This window comes from Vibrio sp. J502, assembly GCF_025397955.1.
GTDB classification, from domain to species: domain Bacteria; phylum Pseudomonadota; class Gammaproteobacteria; order Enterobacterales; family Vibrionaceae; genus Vibrio; species Vibrio anguillarum.
Genome location: NZ_CP104554.1, coordinates 156,597 through 173,985, shown reverse-complemented (window position 1 = coordinate 173,985; position 17,389 = coordinate 156,597). Strand labels below are relative to the sequence as shown.

At 46.5% G+C, this 17,389-nt stretch carries 17 protein-coding genes; 3 read left to right on the top strand and 14 right to left on the bottom strand.

Annotated features, from left to right (window positions below):
- Positions 1–9 precede the first annotated feature (9 nt).
- Positions 10–1,329, bottom strand: coding sequence for a 23S rRNA (uracil(1939)-C(5))-methyltransferase RlmD (rlmD, locus tag N5E84_RS00980; RefSeq protein WP_019283339.1), 1,320 nt, complete (start codon positions 1,327–1,329; stop codon positions 10–12).
- 183 nt (positions 1,330–1,512) lie between these two features.
- Here rlmD and barA point away from each other — a divergent pair, with 183 nt between their 5' ends.
- Entirely contained in the window at positions 1,513–4,293 is a 2,781-nt protein-coding gene (gene barA, locus N5E84_RS00975; protein ID WP_019283338.1) for a two-component sensor histidine kinase BarA, read from the top strand.
- Positions 4,294–4,389: 96 nt separating this feature from the next.
- On the opposite strand, the gene acpS is transcribed toward barA, so the two are convergent.
- From acpS to rpoE, 11 genes are all read right to left on the bottom strand, one after another.
- On the bottom strand, positions 4,390–4,770 hold the full coding sequence (gene acpS, locus N5E84_RS00970) for a holo-ACP synthase (RefSeq protein ID WP_017042685.1): 381 nt from the start codon (positions 4,768–4,770) through the stop codon (positions 4,390–4,392).
- A gap of 9 nt (positions 4,771–4,779) precedes the next feature.
- Complete coding sequence (gene pdxJ / locus N5E84_RS00965) at positions 4,780–5,511, bottom strand: pyridoxine 5'-phosphate synthase (protein WP_013856034.1); 732 nt, start codon at positions 5,509–5,511, stop codon at positions 4,780–4,782.
- Entirely contained in the window at positions 5,508–6,236 is a 729-nt protein-coding gene (gene recO / locus N5E84_RS00960; RefSeq protein ID WP_029388458.1) for a DNA repair protein RecO, read from the bottom strand. Before recO ends, pdxJ begins: the two co-directional genes overlap by 4 nt.
- A 47-nt stretch (positions 6,237–6,283) precedes the next feature.
- Positions 6,284–7,258 (bottom strand): GTPase Era, encoded by a 975-nt coding sequence (era, locus tag N5E84_RS00955; protein WP_010319802.1) that lies wholly within the window; start codon positions 7,256–7,258, stop codon positions 6,284–6,286.
- Positions 7,251–7,928 (bottom strand): ribonuclease III, encoded by a 678-nt coding sequence (gene rnc, locus N5E84_RS00950; RefSeq protein WP_010319803.1) that lies wholly within the window; start codon positions 7,926–7,928, stop codon positions 7,251–7,253. Before rnc ends, era begins: the two co-directional genes overlap by 8 nt.
- A gap of 36 nt (positions 7,929–7,964) precedes the next feature.
- Complete coding sequence (gene lepB, locus N5E84_RS00945) at positions 7,965–8,861, bottom strand: signal peptidase I (RefSeq protein ID WP_019283336.1); 897 nt, start codon at positions 8,859–8,861, stop codon at positions 7,965–7,967.
- Between the two features lie 93 nt (positions 8,862–8,954).
- Positions 8,955–10,748, bottom strand: a complete 1,794-nt coding sequence (lepA, locus tag N5E84_RS00940; RefSeq protein WP_010319805.1) for a translation elongation factor 4 — start codon at positions 10,746–10,748, stop codon at positions 8,955–8,957.
- Positions 10,749–10,860: 112 nt separating this feature from the next.
- Positions 10,861–11,331 carry a SoxR reducing system RseC family protein gene (locus N5E84_RS00935; RefSeq protein WP_019283334.1) on the bottom strand — a complete coding sequence of 157 codons (471 nt, stop codon included), beginning with the start codon at positions 11,329–11,331 and terminating at the stop codon, positions 10,861–10,863.
- Positions 11,328–12,308: a sigma-E factor regulatory protein RseB gene (rseB, locus tag N5E84_RS00930; protein ID WP_019283333.1), complete on the bottom strand. Its 981-nt coding sequence runs from the start codon at positions 12,306–12,308 to the stop codon at positions 11,328–11,330. The genes N5E84_RS00935 and rseB overlap by 4 nt, the downstream gene beginning before the upstream one ends.
- Complete coding sequence (locus N5E84_RS00925) at positions 12,305–12,919, bottom strand: RseA family anti-sigma factor (RefSeq protein WP_019283332.1); 615 nt, start codon at positions 12,917–12,919, stop codon at positions 12,305–12,307. Before N5E84_RS00925 ends, rseB begins: the two co-directional genes overlap by 4 nt.
- A gap of 34 nt (positions 12,920–12,953) precedes the next feature.
- Entirely contained in the window at positions 12,954–13,526 is a 573-nt protein-coding gene (gene rpoE, locus N5E84_RS00920; protein WP_026027282.1) for an RNA polymerase sigma factor RpoE, read from the bottom strand.
- Between the two features lie 405 nt (positions 13,527–13,931).
- Here rpoE and nadB point away from each other — a divergent pair, with 405 nt between their 5' ends.
- Positions 13,932–15,539, top strand: coding sequence for an L-aspartate oxidase (gene nadB, locus N5E84_RS00915; protein WP_017046483.1), 1,608 nt, complete (start codon positions 13,932–13,934; stop codon positions 15,537–15,539).
- Between the two features lie 54 nt (positions 15,540–15,593).
- On the opposite strand, the gene N5E84_RS00910 is transcribed toward nadB, so the two are convergent.
- Complete coding sequence (locus N5E84_RS00910; protein ID WP_315903802.1) at positions 15,594–16,043, bottom strand: protein YgfX; 450 nt, start codon at positions 16,041–16,043, stop codon at positions 15,594–15,596.
- Positions 15,991–16,251, bottom strand: a complete 261-nt coding sequence (locus N5E84_RS00905; protein ID WP_010319812.1) for a succinate dehydrogenase assembly factor 2 — start codon at positions 16,249–16,251, stop codon at positions 15,991–15,993. Before N5E84_RS00905 ends, N5E84_RS00910 begins: the two co-directional genes overlap by 53 nt.
- 147 nt (positions 16,252–16,398) lie before the next feature.
- On the opposite strand from N5E84_RS00905, the gene ygfZ reads away from it, so the two are divergent.
- Positions 16,399–17,370 carry a tRNA-modifying protein YgfZ gene (gene ygfZ / locus N5E84_RS00900; protein ID WP_064625894.1) on the top strand — a complete coding sequence of 324 codons (972 nt, stop codon included), beginning with the start codon at positions 16,399–16,401 and terminating at the stop codon, positions 17,368–17,370.
- The last annotated feature ends 19 nt before the right edge of the window (positions 17,371–17,389 follow it).

The window sequence follows — 17,389 nt, the reverse complement described above, 5'->3', positions numbered from 1 at the left end:
GTTCTCTGTCTACCGACTTTTTACAAATAGCGCCATCGATTCTAAATGACTGGTGTGTGGAAACATATCCAACATGCCAAGTTTTACCAACTTATAACCTTGGCTGAGTAAACTTTGACTGTCTCTTGCCAGTGTCGCCGGGTTACAAGAAACGTACACCACGCGCTGAGCGCCGAGTTTAGCCAATTGGTCGACAATGCCTGCCGCCCCGGCTCGCGCTGGGTCGAGTAGTACTTTAGCAAATTTTTGCTTTGCCCACGCTTGCGTTGACATATCTTGTTCCAAATTTGCTTGGTAGAACGTGATATTGTCGATTTGATTGCGCTGCGCGTTTTGTGTCGCTTGCTCAACCATCTCATCCACACCTTCAATGCCCACCACCGATTGAGCGTATTGGGCCATCGGCAAACTAAAGTTCCCTACGCCACAAAATAGGTCCAACACTCGGTCATCATCAGTCAAAGCTAACCATTCCAATGCTTGAGCCACCATTTTTTGGTTTATTTGGCGATTGACTTGAATAAAGTTGGAGGGCAAAAATTCGATAACTGATCCGGTTTCGCGGTAGCTTGCCATCTCTCCGTGAAGACGTTCGAGCTGATCGCTTTCTGGCATCACATACAAAGTGAGATGCTGCTGAGCAAACGCCAGCAGCGCCGCGTGATCTTCACTTGGCAGCGGCTGAAGATGGCGCAACACCATCACCGCGCCTTGATCACCCAGCACCAATTCAACATGGCCAATCGCTTGCTGATATTTAAATTGCGTTAACAGCGCTTGGATAGGTGTAAGTAGCGTGTTGAGTTGTGGTTCTAGCACTGGGCAGTCCGTCACGTTAACGATTTGCTTGCTCTGCTTTTTGCGAAAACCAAATTGCAGCTGTTGCTGCTTTTTGTCCCACAACACGCTGATGCGGGCGCGGCGGCGATAGCCTTTATCGGCGCAACTTATTGCGGGGCTCAATGCCAACGTTTGTCCGGCGAATTTACTCATCAATTGCGAGAGTGTTTGCTCTTTGTGCGCCACTTGCGCACTGTGCTCTAAATGCTGCAGATCGCAACCACCACATTGACCGTAATGGCGACAAAATGGCGTCACGCGTTGTTCACTGGCCGTTAAGACTTTAATCAACTGACCGCGAGAGTATTTACTTTTGCTTTCAGTTAGCTGCATCAGCACTTGCTCACCGGGCAGCGCGCCATCAACAAAAAGCAGTTTATTGTGTTGATAAGCGATACCAGAACCTTGATGATCAAGACGTTCAATCAATACCGTTTGATGTTTTGTTTCTAATTGCGCTTTCTTTTTCGGTTGGAAAAAACGTGCCATGCTCTGTGCCTAAGTAAAATTAAATCGATGTTTTTTGCCCTAGCGTCACTATTTAGTGCGGGGATGATTGTCGAACTTACTCGACTTGATTAAGCTAGCCGTCAATTAAACGATTTTCGTACAGGCTTGCTCATCAAATTGCGGGCTATTTTCCCATATCCACACCACGATGTTTAGACAATAATGACCAGATATGGCTTACGCGCGCGCGTTATTACTTTAACCTTAGCTCCAACCTTAATTATCGGCTTGTTGCTCAGTGCTTTTTTCTCATTCAATCGCTACCATGATCTGGAAAAACAGGTGATCAATGCGGGGGCAAGCATCATCGAGCCCTTGGCCATTGCTAGTGAAGACGCCTTAAAAAACCAAAGCCGTGAGTCGGTACGCCGCATTATCAGCTACGCGCATCGAAAGAACTCTAAATTTGTCCGTAGTATTGCGGTGTTTGACGCCAACCACGAACTGTTTGTCACCTCGAATTTTCACCCTAACTTTGAAAGCTTAACTTATCCAAAAGATAAGCCCATTCCGATTTTAAGCAGCTCAAATCTCACCGAGAACACTTTAATACTGCGCACGCCAATTTTGGCCGAAAACCGTCTAACCGAAGGTATAAATGCCAATACATCAACGCCTGCGCTCGGCTATATCGCGATAGAGTTGGATCTCTCTTCATTGCGTTTACAACAGTATCAAGAGGTATTTTCCGCTTTTTTAGTGCTTGCGCTTGGGCTCGGTTTATCAGGGATGTTCGCATTCCGACTCCTGCACGATGTGACTCGCCCTATCTCACACATGAAAAACATGGTGGATAGAATTCGTCGCGGCCACCTTGATGTGCGGATCGAAGGCAAAATGCACGGTGAGTTAGATTCGCTCAAAAAAGGGATCAACGCGATGGCGGTATCGCTATCGGAATATCACGTCGAAATGCAGCACAGTATCGACCAAGCCACCTCGGATTTGCGAGAAACCTTAGAGCAGTTGGAAATCCAAAACGTTGAATTGGACATTGCCAAAAAACGCGCCCAAGAAGCCGCGCGCATAAAATCAGAATTTCTTGCTAACATGTCCCATGAGTTGCGCACGCCACTTAACGGTGTCATTGGCTTCACCCGCCAAATGCTCAAAACCCAGTTGACGAATAGCCAAGCAGATTACTTACAAACCATTGAAAAATCGGCTAATAACTTATTGAACATCATCAATGACATTTTGGATTTCTCCAAGCTAGAAGCCGGTAAGTTAGCACTGGAAAATATTCCGTTCGAGTTTCAAGAGAGTTTGGAAGAGGTGGTTAACCTCCAAGCGACCAGTGCTCATGAAAAAGGATTGGAAATCACTCTTAAAGTGGATCAAAAAATCCCAGCAGGCTTGGTAGGTGACCCACTTCGTATCCAACAAGTGTTGACCAACCTTGTCGGTAACTCGATTAAGTTCACCGAACGTGGCAACATCGACATCAGTGTTGAATTGCGCTCACAACGCGACAATGTGGTTGAGCTGCAATTTATGGTGCGCGACACCGGCATTGGTATTTCAGAGCGCCAACAAGCACAGCTGTTCCAAGCCTTTAGCCAAGCCGATGCCAGTATTTCTCGTCGCTACGGCGGCACTGGACTTGGTTTGGTTATTACTCAGAAATTGGTCAGCCACATGGGCGGCGAAATTAGCCTCACCAGCCGTCTTCACCAAGGTTCCACCTTCTGGTTTACGCTGCGTCTCAATACCACTGAAATGCCGATGAGCGACTGGCTTGACCCACATATTTTAAGCAATAAACAGCTGTTGCTCGTTGAACCCAATATGCAAGCCGCCTCAATCATCCAGCAAATGTTGGTGCAGGCAGGGTTGAGCGTCACATATCGATCGGTGATGCCAGAAGAGACGGATCGCTTCGATTATGTATTACTCAATTTAGCACCAAGTAGAGAGACTGATTTAGATTTGGTTGAGCAGTGGGTCACAAAGGCTATTCAGCTTGCCGACAACGTGATTATCGGTACACCAAGTACCGAGCTCGCACTATCCGATTATTTAATGCAGCATCATCCAGTACAGTGCATTACCAAGCCACTGTCACGTAAAAAATTGCTGCAACTGTTAATCGCGCACCAACCGGTACAGCCTGCCATTCAAGATCTACCGATCACACTCGATACACTGCCCCTGAAAGTAATGGCGGTGGATGATAACCCTGCCAACCTCAAACTGATCATGGCCCTGCTGCAAGAACGTGTTGAAACCGTCATTGCTTGCACGAATGGCCAAGAAGCGGTCGAACAAGCAAGCCGCCAGAAATTTGATATGATTTTGATGGACATCCAAATGCCACAGATGGATGGGGTCACCGCTTGCCAGGAAATTAAGAAAACGGTACTCAATCACCAAACGCCCGTGATTGCGGTAACGGCTCATGCAATGATCGGAGAGCGCGATCGTCTGCTGAAAGAAGGAATGGATGATTACCTCACTAAGCCGATTGAAGAGCACATCTTGCAGCAAGTGTTAGCACACTGGAACCCCTACGCCAACCGTAAACAGTTGGAGAAATTACAACTCACAGAACAAGTTATACCGTCTCCGTCACAGGAAGCTGAGCAGCCTAATCACACCATTATCATTGACTGGCAAAATGCACTCAAACAATCAGCCAACAAGGAAGATTTGGCCAAAGAGCTGCTACAGATGCTAGTTGATTCGATTCCACAGGTGAGCCAAGTCGTCAGTATGGCGTTGGAAGATGATGAATACTCTACTCAAGATCTACTGCACCATATTCATAAACTGCACGGCAGTTGCTCATACAGTGGCGTACCCCGCTTGAAAAAAGTGTGCGCGGCGCTCGAACAGGCATTGCGCTCCGGCAAATCCATCAGCGATGTCGAACCGGAATTATTTGAGTTACAAGATGAGATGGACAAAGTGATCGCTACCGCTAAACCGTATTTAAGCGAATGAGCAATTTAACCGAAGAGACAATTTAACCGAATGAAAAAAGGGGCTTGCCGCGCAGTTGCCATGTTTGCTTATCAGCAAGCAGAGAAGATTGACAGATTAAGACTCTAAAATCACCGTCGCCACCGCATAATGACGCTCATCAGAAATGGTTAGGTGAATGTGATTCACACCGGCTGTGGCAGCCAACTGCTTAGCCTTACCTGATAGTGTTAGCACGGGTTTTCCGTTGGCGTCGTTGGTGACGGTAAAATCCTGAAAGCTAACGCCATGCGCAATACCCGTACCAAGCGCTTTAGATGCCGCTTCTTTAGCGGCAAAACGTTTCGCTAAATAGCGCCCTTTTTTCTTGAGCGAATGGAACACCGCCAATTCATCTTGGGTTAGCACCCGCTCGGCAAAAGCATCGCCACTGCGTGACAATGCTTTTTCTATGCGTTCAATTTCCGCAATATCAGTCCCTAAGCCGATAATCGCCATCGGTAGACCTTATTTGCGAGCCGCTTGCATGATGGCTTTCATATCGGCGACCGACTTCTCCAAACCATCAAATACAGCACGCCCGATAATCGAGTGCCCAATGTTGAGTTCGTAAATTTCAGGCAGTGCAGCAATGGCAGCTACGTTGTGGTAAGTCAAACCGTGACCAGCGTTCACCGTAATGCCCAAATCACTTGCATAACTCGCAGCCGCCGCAATTTTCTTTAACTCATCTTGCTGATCCGCTTCGGTTGTTGCATCGGCGTAATGACCAGTATGCAATTCAATAAACGGTGCACCGCAAGTTTTAGCTGCGTTAATCTGCTCACGATCAGCATCAATAAACAGAGAGACTTTGATGCCTGCAGCGGTCAGTTTTTCGGTTGCCGCTTTCACTTTGTCAAGCTGTCCTAATACGTCCAGCCCACCTTCCGTCGTTAGTTCTTCACGCTTTTCAGGCACTAAACACACAAATTCAGGCTGGGTTTGCAGAGCAATATCAATCATTTCGTCGGTAACGGCCATCTCGAGGTTCATTCGAGTTTGCAACGTCTCGCGCAAAATACGCACATCGCGATCCTTGATATGGCGTCGGTCTTCACGTAGGTGAATGGTAATGCCATCGGCTCCGGCACGCTCTGCCATTTCAGCAGCATGCACGGGATCTGGGTATTTAGTACCGCGGGCATTTCGTAACGTGGCGATGTGATCGATATTAACGCCTAAGTAAATTGCGCTCATTTTCCTATACTCCGTACTCTGGAAAAACTAGACATGGGCAGGAAAAGCTCCCTGCTTTTTAAAGGTTTGCCGCCAAGATACGGCTTTAACGCTATGCGTGTAAAGCGTTTTGCCGCTTGAAGCTGCTCTTTACTGACAAAGCGCCGCTCACTAATGGCAATCAACTCATCACCCATAAACGTGAGGTTATCGCGCCTAACAGAAGCGATAAAACCTTTTTGCTCGCGATAGCGATAAGTCATGCGAGGATCGATAGCTTCTCCCGTTCCGGCGCAATGCAAAAAATCAACGCCATAACCCATTGAAGCTAGCAACGCGAGTTCAAAACGGCGCAGTGCTGGTTCTGGATTTTCATACTGAGCCAACTCGGTGAGTGCATGCAGATAATCATGGAACAGACCCGGGCAAGGCACTTCTTGCGCAAGCACACGGCCAATCAGCTCATTGACGTACATGGCAGAATAGAGATGAATACCACTGAGCGGTAAGCCAAGGCTAATCGGTTCAGCTTGGCGCAAGGTTTTCATTGAACCGTTGCCTGACCATTTGAGCAATAAGGGGGTAAAAGGTTGCAGTGCACCTTTTAAGTTCGATCGTTTACTACGTGCGCCTTTGGACATTAAGGTGACGCGGCCATACTCCTCACTAAACACATCAAGGATTAGGCTCGACTCGCTATAAGGACGTCGATGAAGGACAAAACAGCGCTGTAAACCGTCTGACATATCAGCACTCAAAGGTGAGCGATGTTCTCGCCCACCTCGAATAGAGGTTATAGATCGTCAATATAACCAAGGCTACGAAGGGCACGTTCATCATCTGCCCACCCGGATTTCACTTTCACCCAAGTTTCTAGGTAAACCTTGCGACCAAACAACTCTTCCATATCTAAACGTGCTTCACGGCCGATGGTTTTAATTTTTTCACCACCTTTGCCGATCACCATTTTTTTCTGGCCGCTGCGTTCAACGAGGATCAACGCGTTGATATGAAAACCATCGGTTTCAGGGTTATAGTCAAAACGTTCAATTTCAACGGTTACTGAATACGGCAGCTCTTCACCAGTAAAGCGCATCAGTTTTTCACGCACAATCTCGGAAGCCATGAAACGCTGTGAGCGATCAGTCACATACTCTTCAGGGAAGTGATGCGTGGCTTGAGGTAAATGCTCACGCACATGTTTGCGCAATACATCGACGTTTTTGCCATGTTTTGCCGCAATCGGCACGACATCAACAAATTCCATTTTCTTCGATAGCTCTAACATGTGCATCATTACATCGTTACGATCTTTCACGTTATCGACTTTATTGACACACAACACTACAGGGAAATTAGCATTACGTAGTTTGTTGAGCACCATTTCATCATCGGCGGTCCACTGAGTGCCATCGACTAAAAACAGCACTAAGTTAACATCACTGAGTGAACTACTTGCCGCACGGTTCATCAAGCGGTTAATCGCACGTTTTTCTTCGATGTGTAACCCCGGAGTATCAACGTAAATCGCTTGGTATGGCCCCTCTGTATCGACACCCATAATGCGGTGACGAGTGGTTTGAGGCTTGCGCGATGTGATGGATATCTTTTGTCCCAGTAAGTTATTCAGCAGGGTTGATTTCCCGACATTGGGGCGACCCACAATGGCGATAAAACCACAGTGCTGCTCACCACTTTCCGGAGTTGCTTCATTGCTGTTGGTGTTTGATGCGAAGTACGCATCCAAATCAAATTCGTTATCAGCCATTTGTCAGTTGCTCTAGTGCAATTTCAGCCGCCGATTGTTCAGCTTTACGACGACTGGTGCCTTTACCAATTACAGGCGTTCCCATTCCTGCTACATCACACGATACCGTAAATTCTTGGTTGTGTGCTTCACCTTTAATATTAGTCACTGTGTAGATAGGCAGTTGCTTTCTTCTACCTTGCAGAAACTCTTGTAGGCGAGTTTTTGGGTCTTTTTGCGATACGCCCGGCTCAATGGCGTCAAGGCGCTCTTGATACCAGCTCAAAATAATACGTCGTACTACTTCGGTATCGCTGTCTAAATAAATCGCACCAATGATGGCTTCTACGGCATCAGCAAGGATTGAATCACGGCGAAAACCACCACTTTTCAACTCACCTGGACCTAATTTTAAGTAATCTCCTAGGCAAAATTCTCTGCCCAGTTCAGCCAATGTGTGACCACGCACAAGCGTAGCGCGCATACGACTCATATCCCCTTCGTTAATTTTAGGGAAACGGTGGTACAGCTCATCAGCGATGACAAAACTTAAAATTGAATCGCCCAGAAACTCAAGACGTTCATTGTGCTTACCATTTGCACTGCGATGTGTCAGTGCTAAGGAAATAAACTCGGGATCATTAAATGAATAACCGAGTTTAGTTTCTAATTTACTAATTGGAGAATTCATGCTCTCTCGATGTAGTGATGGCTAGCCAAAGCTAGCCTAGTTAATGCCACCAATGCGGTTAAAACGCACACCAGTTGGGATCCACGAAGGTAAAACGCTATCGGCACCACGTTCAAATTCAAAACTTATCCAAATACCGACCGCTTTACCGACTAAGTTTGCTTCTGGAACAAAGCCCCAGTAACGGCTATCAGCACTGTTGTCACGGTTATCACCCATCACAAAATACTGACCTTGAGGAACAACCCATTCATTAACGCCATGGCGTGGCTGATAAGCATCAACACGATCACGACGCAATGGATTGATCAAAATCTGGTGTTCAATCTGACCTAACTTTTCATTCACTTGAATTAAAGGGATGCCATTTTGGTTGAACTCACTCTCTTCAACATTGGACAGTTTGACCTGTTTACATTCTGTTGAACCTTGAGCTTGAATACAAATCTCTTTGTTGCTGCTATAACGAACTGTATCGCCCGGCATGCCGACCACGCGCTTGATGTAGTCAATGCTTGGTTGCGGCGGGTATTTAAAGACCACGACATCACCACGCTCTGGTTTACCAGTTTCGACCAGTTGAGTACGCCATACTGGGTCTTTCAAACCGTAAGCGTATTTCTCAACTAAGATGAAGTCGCCCACCAGCAACGTTGGCATCATTGAGCCAGATGGAATCTGAAAAGGTTCGTACACAAAAGAGCGTAGCACCAGCACAAAAGCAATCACAGGGAAGATGGAAACACTGTTTTCAATCCACCAAGGTTGCGCGGAAATTTTGGCGCTGAGTTTGTCATCCAAGCCGTTGGTTTGCGCTTCAATAGCGGCCATCTTCTGTTGACGTTTTTTCGCCCACACCAACTTCTCCAGCACCCAAACTATGCCAGTCACTAATGTGACGATCACCAAGATGAGTGAAAATGTATTCGCCATGGAGTTCCCTTATCTAAAAATACGAAAGTGAAAGAGCCGAAACTCTTTCACTTAATGGTGACTGCTGCATGCATAAGAAAGCCAAAGCAATGCTTAATCTTTACCTACGTGCAAAATGGCAAGGAAGGCTTCTTGTGGCAACTCAACATTACCAATTTGCTTCATGCGCTTCTTACCTTCTTTCTGCTTCTTAAGCAGTTTTTTCTTACGGCTAATATCACCACCGTAACATTTCGCCAGTACGTTTTTACGCAGCTGCTTCACGGTTGAACGAGCAATAATGTGGTTACCGATCGCCGCTTGAATCGCGATATCAAACATTTGGCGAGGGATAAACTCTTTCATTTTCTCAACCACTTGACGACCGCGCGTTTGCGAATTGTCTTTGTGAGTGATGATGGCTAGCGCATCCACTTTGTCACCATTTAGCAAGATATCCACACGAACCATGCTTGAAGCTTCAAAGCGTTGGAAACCATAATCAAGTGATGCATAACCACGAGAAGTTGACTTCAAGCGGTCAAAGAAATCAAGTACCACTTCGGCCATCGGCACATCATAAGTCAAGGCTACTTGGTTACCGTGATAGACCATATCAACCTGCACGCCACGTTTTTCAACGCACAACATAATGACGTTACCCAAATATTCAGAAGGGGTCAAAATGTTACAACGCGCAATCGGTTCACGAATCTCTTCAATGTCGTTCACCGCAGGCAATTTAGCAGGGCTATCAACATAAAGCATCGTGCCATCGGTCTTCTTCACTTCATAGACTACCGTTGGCGCAGTGGTGATAAGGTCAAGATCGTATTCGCGCTCTAAACGCTCTTGAATAATCTCCATGTGGAGCATACCCAAGAAACCACAACGGAAACCAAAACCAAGGGCGGCCGAACTTTCTGGCTCATAGAATAACGAGGCATCGTTTAGGCTCAGTTTACCTAACGCATCACGAAAGTTTTCGTAATCATCAGAAGAGACAGGGAAAAGCCCCGCGTACACCTGCGGTTTCACTTTTTTAAAGCCTGGCAATGCTTTTTCACACGGATCTTTCGCGCTGGTCAGTGTATCACCCACAGGAGCGCCGAGAATGTCTTTAATACCACAAACCACCCAGCCCACTTCACCAGTGTTCAACATGGTTTTGTCGACTTGTTTTGGCGTAAAAATACCTAAACGGTCAACACCCCAAGTTTGGCCTGTGCTCATCACTTTAATTTTGTCATTTTTCTTCAGCGCACCATTTTTCACTCGCACTAAAGAGACAACACCTAAGTAGTTATCAAACCAAGAATCGATGATCAACGCTTGCAGCGGCGCAGCAGGATCGCCCTCAGGAGCCGGAATACCAGAAACGATTTTTTCTAGCACTTCATCCACGCCAAGGCCTGTTTTCGCAGAGCAGCGCACTGCGTCAATAGCATCAATGCCGACGATGTCTTCAATTTCTTCCGCTACGCGTTCAGGCTCTGCGGCTGGCAAATCAATCTTATTTAGGATCGGGACAACTTCAAGATCCATTTCAATGGCGGTATAGCAGTTAGCCAATGTTTGCGCTTCAACGCCTTGACCAGCATCCACTACCAATAGAGCACCTTCACAGGCGGCTAAAGAACGGGAAACTTCATAAGAAAAGTCAACGTGTCCAGGAGTATCGATAAAGTTGAGCTGGTATGTCTCGCCATCGTTTGCTTTGTAATCGAGCGTCACACTCTGTGCTTTGATGGTGATGCCACGCTCACGCTCAAGGTCCATAGAGTCTAGAACTTGAGATTCCATTTCACGATCACTTAATCCACCACAAACTTGGATCAAACGGTCAGATAGGGTCGACTTACCATGGTCGATGTGGGCGATAATCGAAAAGTTACGAATGTGCTTCATAGATTTGGGATGACTAAACTCTTGAAAAAAGGGACATAAGAAAGCCACATCAAGCGGCGTTTCCATAAAGTTGGCCGATTCTACCCAATTTCGGTAGGGTTCGCATCATAAATTAGGCGATAGATTCACCAAGGACTCGGACCAAAACCACCTCTTGCTGCGATCGTTTTTCAAGAACCACAGAGCAACGTTTGGCAATTCCGATCCCCAGCGCGATAAAAACAGCGGCCGTGATGATCACGATGCCCTCACCTAAACCGAGCCAAGGGGCCAAGAGGCTCTCACCCAGCCAAGCGCCAAACATCATCATAAAAAGCGGCACCAAATACACTAAGGCTGCCGATTGAAGCAAGCTTTTTTCGGGGAAACCGATTTCAACCGTCTGGCCTTGCTTCACTGGTTTTTTCGTATCGAGTTGCCATAACAGCGCTTTGTTACCAATCGCTTTCGATACGATCCCAGTACCACAGCTTTTGGAGGACGAACAACTGCTGCAACTTGTCTGCTGCTGACAACTGAGTTCAACGTGAAACCCTTTAGCATCAGGTTGAACAGCGGTGACTGTTGCTAACGCCGTCATCATGGTTTGGTTGCCTCTGTTGAGGGCACCGCAGGCTGGACAAACGTCACCGATTGAGCAATGCGCTGCGCCGTTGCTGGTGGAATATCACCGACCACTGAGATTTCATTGTTTCCTTTCACCACACTATGCAAGGTACGGCGGCCTTGACGAACCAGTTGGCCTTTCAGCGAATGGTTGTCACTATCGGAAATATAGACAGAAAAACTAAATAGCCCATCACTGAACATCTGGCTCTCTACCAAACGCTCAGTAATCGCCATACGATAACGGTTAAGCTCTTTGGGTTCAAAGCCTTCAGGTTTCCAACTCACTTGCCAAAAACTTTCCGTAAGGTTGCCTTTCGGTAACGTCAATACCTCGGGTAACTCAACGTCATTTAGCCCTTGCATCGCCTGCGCTAATTTGTCGCTAATGGCGTAAGAGATAGTGCGATATTGCTCAAGCACCTCGCCGTCGCGATCGACTAAATCAGCTCGCAATGGCAAGTTACTGGTTTCATCTACCCACAAAATATAGGAATAGCGTAAGCCATCTTTCGGCACCACTCGCACCACTTGGCAAGCCGTACCCGCTTCACGTGCACGGCCAACTTTGACGAAATCGTAGTAACGGCCTAATTCAGTGACATTGCTGGTTAGCATCGGAATCGTCGGCGCAACCATAGTGCTTGACTCAATGGTGAACGGTTCTACCCCAGGTTCAATGTAACTCACTTCATTGCCACGGCGAATCACTTCACGGATCGGGCCGCTGAGATAAACGAGATGCGCAAATTGCTGATCGCCTTGACTTGCATGACGATACAGCAGTGGATCGATGCTGTTTTTCTTAATCAGAATGTAAGACAGCTCATAATTTAAATGCTGACTGGCCTCGTTCATTTGAAGCAACAAAGCCTCTGCAGGTTGGTCTTCTGCAAAGGCTAATGTAGAGTTCAAACTGAACAGCGCCAGTGCACTGATCAGAAATTTATTCATTCAACTACCGATTCAAGTACATCGTTATGTGGGCTTGCACTTTCACTGTTCAGGCGAAGTTGCAGCTCGTAGTCTTGCAATAATGCGTTTACGCGGCGACGTTGTTCTTGCACGCTGGTTTGGCGCTCTACTGAATCGCGCGTTAAGCTCACAGGCTCTGCGCTGCCAGCCAACGGAATGGTTTGCAGTACGGGTAAATGGTCGTTTTGATCCACTCCTGAATCACGGCCACCGTATTGTTGAACACCTAAAATCACCACAAACGACACACACGCAGCAACCGCAACCTGGCCAAATTGGGAAAGCCAAGCCGGCAACTGCCGACGAGCTTGAGCTGGCGTCGGCTGAGACTCACGGCTTGCATCACGAAAATCAATAACCGAAGCAGATTGTAAACGACTGTGTGCGGGTTCGTCATCCAATGCTAATGCAACGCTCTGTGCAATATCCCACTCAGCTCGGACTGGGGCATCTCCACGCATCACATCACCAACCAAATGGTAATTTTTCCACGTTTGCAAACTTTCTTGGTCGAGCTCTAATTCTTGAATGAGCGCTTTATCGACCATTTCCCCATCCATGAGTGCTGAAAGTCTTTCTTTGTCAGCCATTATTTATTCACCATTTTCGTTACCAGTTTGAGCGCTATAAAAGAGGTTTAATTTTCTTTTCTACCGCTTCACGAGCACGGAAGATGCGAGAACGCACCGTTCCTACAGGACAATCCATGACTTCTGCTATTTCCTCGTAACTTAAACCATCCAGTTCACGCAAGGTCATCGCAGTTTTCAAATCTTCAGGCAACGCTTCTATCGCACCAAAAACGACCCGCTGCAATTCTTTCGACAACGTAATGTTCTCAGGGTTCGATATTTCTTTTAATGCGTTGCCACTTTCGTAATATTCAGCATCTTCAGCATCAACATCGCTAGCGGGCGGTCTACGACTTTGGGCTACAATGTGATTCTTAGCGGTATTAACAGCAATACGGTATAGCCAAGTGTAAAAGGCACTCTCTCCGCGAAAACTTGGGATAGCCCGATACGCTTTGATGAACGCTTCTTGTGCGACATCGGCTACATCTCCGGAATTGCTCACATACCGAGAAATAAGGTTGCAGACTTTATTTTGGTACCTTAAAACCAAAAGGTTAAATGCTTGCTTATCTCCACTCTGAACTCGCTCAATCAATACTTGATCGGTCAGCTGCTCGTTCATTCGAGCCTGTACTCCTATTGTTATTCCCCTTACCTTCTCAGATATGGGCATTCATTATGCAAAATGTAGTATTGACACCACCGCTTACATGAGCACTATTGTGACTCAAGGGAGAATAGAAAGTTCCATTCTGTCTAAAAATATTTGCCAAGCATTATTCAATAAATATGATCTAATTTCACTATAGGGGATCCCCAGTATAGTGAGGGTCGATAAGACGAAAGACAATGGCATTTACAAAGTATTGCATCAAATCTTTCTCTACTGCTATTGGCTTGAAGCCATAGCGATACCGTTAGTGGATAAACCTTGCGGCTGAATCACTTCAAGAGTATAGATAGATGCAATGCATATTTAAAATGAGAGTTGGACAACTCTACTCTAGTTCGGGAATTTAAAAGTTTTATGAACGCAAACCGTGAACATCTATGCGATGTATTAGTCGTAGGCAGTGGCGCAGCGGGTTTATCGCTCGCACTACGCGTAGCAAAACACAGTAAAGTCATTGTACTGAGTAAGGGACCACGCAGTGAAGGTGCCACTTATTACGCCCAAGGGGGGATTGCCGCTGTTTTTGACGAATCAGACAGTATTGAGTCACACGTCGAAGACACTCAAATTGCGGGCGCAGGGATCTGTGAAGAGGATACTGTCCGTTTCATCGCCGAGCATGCTAAAGAGTGTGTTCAGTGGCTTATCGATGGCGGCGTTCCTTTTGACAGAGAAGAGAATGACAGTGATGAAGCACCTCGCTATCACTTAACTCGTGAAGGCGGCCATAGTCATCGCCGCATCTTGCACGCGGCTGACGCCACTGGCATGGCAATGCAAACCTCCTTGCAAGACAATGTTCATAATCACCCCAACATTACTATCCTTGAACGTCACAATGCATTGGATTTAATCACCGAAGATAAAATCGGTGGTGATAAAAAAAGAGTGGTTGGCGCTTATATTTGGAACCGCAATGAGGAACACGTTGAAACGATCCGCGCTAAGTTTGTCGTTTTAGCCACGGGCGGCGCCTCAAAAGTGTATCAATATACCTCTAACCCTGATGTTTCCTCAGGTGATGGTATCGCAATGGCGTGGCGTGCAGGATGCCGAGTGGCGAACCTTGAGTTCAATCAATTCCATCCAACTTGTCTTTTCCACCCTGAAGCACGTAATTTCCTACTGACAGAAGCATTACGTGGCGAAGGCGCTTTTTTAAGACGCCCAGACGGTTCACGATTCATGCTCGATTTTGATGAACGTGCCGAACTGGCTCCTCGTGATATCGTGGCTCGCGCCATCGACTATGAGATGAAGCGTTTAGGTGCTGATTGTATGTATCTGGACATCAGCCACAAACCGGCCGATTTTATTGAAAAACATTTCCCAACCATTTATACACGCTTGATGGATTTGGGCATTGATATGACCAAAGAGCCGATTCCGATTGTTCCTGCGGCGCACTACACTTGTGGTGGCGTTATTGTCAATAAACAAGGTAAAACGGATCTGCATAATCTGTATGCGATCGGCGAAGTTAGCTACACAGGTTTGCACGGTGCTAACCGAATGGCGTCGAACTCTCTATTAGAATGCGTCGTTTATGCTTGGTCAGCGGCAAAGGATATTTTAAAAGGATTACCAACGGCTCAGCTCCCACCAAGCTTACCCGGTTGGGATGAAAGTAAGGTCAATAACTCTGATGAAGAGGTCGTAATCCAACATAACTGGCATGAACTGCGCCTATTTATGTGGGATTACATGGGGATTGTCCGCACAGATAAGCGCTTAGAGCGAGCACTACGCCGCATTCAATTACTGCAACAAGAAACCCACGAATACTATAGTCATTTCCGCGTTTCAAATAACCTGCTTGAGCTGCGTAACTTACTGCAAGTGGCAGAGTTAATGGTGCGTTGTGCTATGCAACGTAAAGAGAGCCGCGGTTTGCACTACACGCTCGATTATCCAGAGTTAGCCGAAAATAGTGGCCCAACTATCCTAACGCCAGACGAGTAACCTCGCCAACGATCATCTGTTAGCGTCAAGTTGACCGAATGAATAAAGGAGCGTTTATCGCTCCTTTATTGTTGGTGATTGGTTATGGGTAACCTGCCGAAGCTGCACCAATAAACGGCGATAATCCGCTTCCACACAACTGTCGCGCCACACTAGATAGCGCTTACCTTGTTGTGCATAAATGATCAACACCATAAACGCAAACTGTGTAGAAACCTTTTCAATGGACAGGTTCTGGTCGGCACATTGCCACTCACCGTGACTCGTGAGCTTGAATTGGCCGATTAAGCTAGGGACTAACAGTGAGGTACTCTTTTGCGCCGTGATAAGAGGTGCGTAAAATAAGGGGAGCGTTACAAGTGGAATGGGCGATATCAATAATGCCCACACGGCTATCATCAAACAAATGAAGTTAGTAATGCGGGCAAAATGGGAAGGAAATAATACGAAATTAACGCACTTTGCTGAGGTTGTGAGCAACAATTTTATCCACCATTGCCGCATGCCCAAGATTTTCGCTACGACCATGCCCCATGATCCAAGTAAATAGATCAGGGTCGTCAGACTCAAGTAGGGAAACGAAATCTCGTTGCTCATTTTCATTCAGAGAATCAAAGCACTCTTCAAAGAACGGCATCACAACCACATCGAGCTCTAACATTCCACGACGGCATGCCCACTTGATTCTTGCTTTTTCTTCAGTGGTGTACATCGGTTTTCCTCACCTTATGTTTATTTGCGTTGAGTGTATCAACTGGATGAAGATACAACTAGTAGATGAGTCACAGTCCCTGTTCAAGCTGACAAAAAAAAATTTCCGGATTAACATGGGGCTCAAGATTCTCTTTAGGTAACGACTATGGACTGGCAAAACACATTGACACCTCTCGCAGTAACCGCCAATGACTCACTTCCACCACTGATGCTGACTCATCTTGCATCCTGGGGCGCTATCATCATTTCAGGCAATGATAAAAAAGCCTATTTGCAAGGCCAAGTGACCTGTAATGTCGTCACTCTTGAACCAACACAGTCAACCTTAGGTGCCCATTGTGATGCGAAAGGCAAAGTGTGGTCCGTCTTTCGCCTGTTCCACCATCACGATGGTTATGCGATGTTCCAGCCTTTATCAGCAATAGAGGCTGAATTAAGAGAGCTGAAAAAATACGCTATTTTTTCTAAAGTCAATATCAGCCAGAGCCAAGACATCGCACTGGGCGTTATGGGCGAACAAGCTGAGCAATATATCAATACATTAACGGCGGATGAAGGTGAGGTGCGTTTGATTGACGGCGGTAGCGCCATCAAAATTTCATCCCAACGTTGGCTATTACTTGTTTCAGAGCAAACCGCGCAACAGCTCATGACGCAAAGTGAAGCACTGAAAGTCACCGAGGAAACGTGGACTCGCTTTGATATCGAAGAAGCAGTCCCCGTCCTTGGTCAAGCGGATCAAAATGAGCACATACCGCAAGCCGTTAATCTTCAGGCCTTTAATGGTATCAGCTTTAATAAAGGGTGTTATACAGGCCAAGAAACCGTCGCTCGCGCTAAATATCGAGGTATTAATAAGCGTGCAATGTACATCCTTCAAGGCAACATTGAGCAACCGCTAAGTAATGATCAACCAATCATGATCGAACGCTCAGTTGGAGAAAACTGGCGTAGTGCTGGGCAATTAATGGTTCATTACACGTTTGCTGATAATACCGCTATCGGTTTAATAGTCTTACCAAACAATCTCGAGCCAGAAACTGAGTTTCGTCTTGCAAGCCAACCAAACACTCGTTGGTTTATGCCAGCTCTCCCCTACTCTCTTACTGACGAATAAGCTTCTTCCTCATATTGAC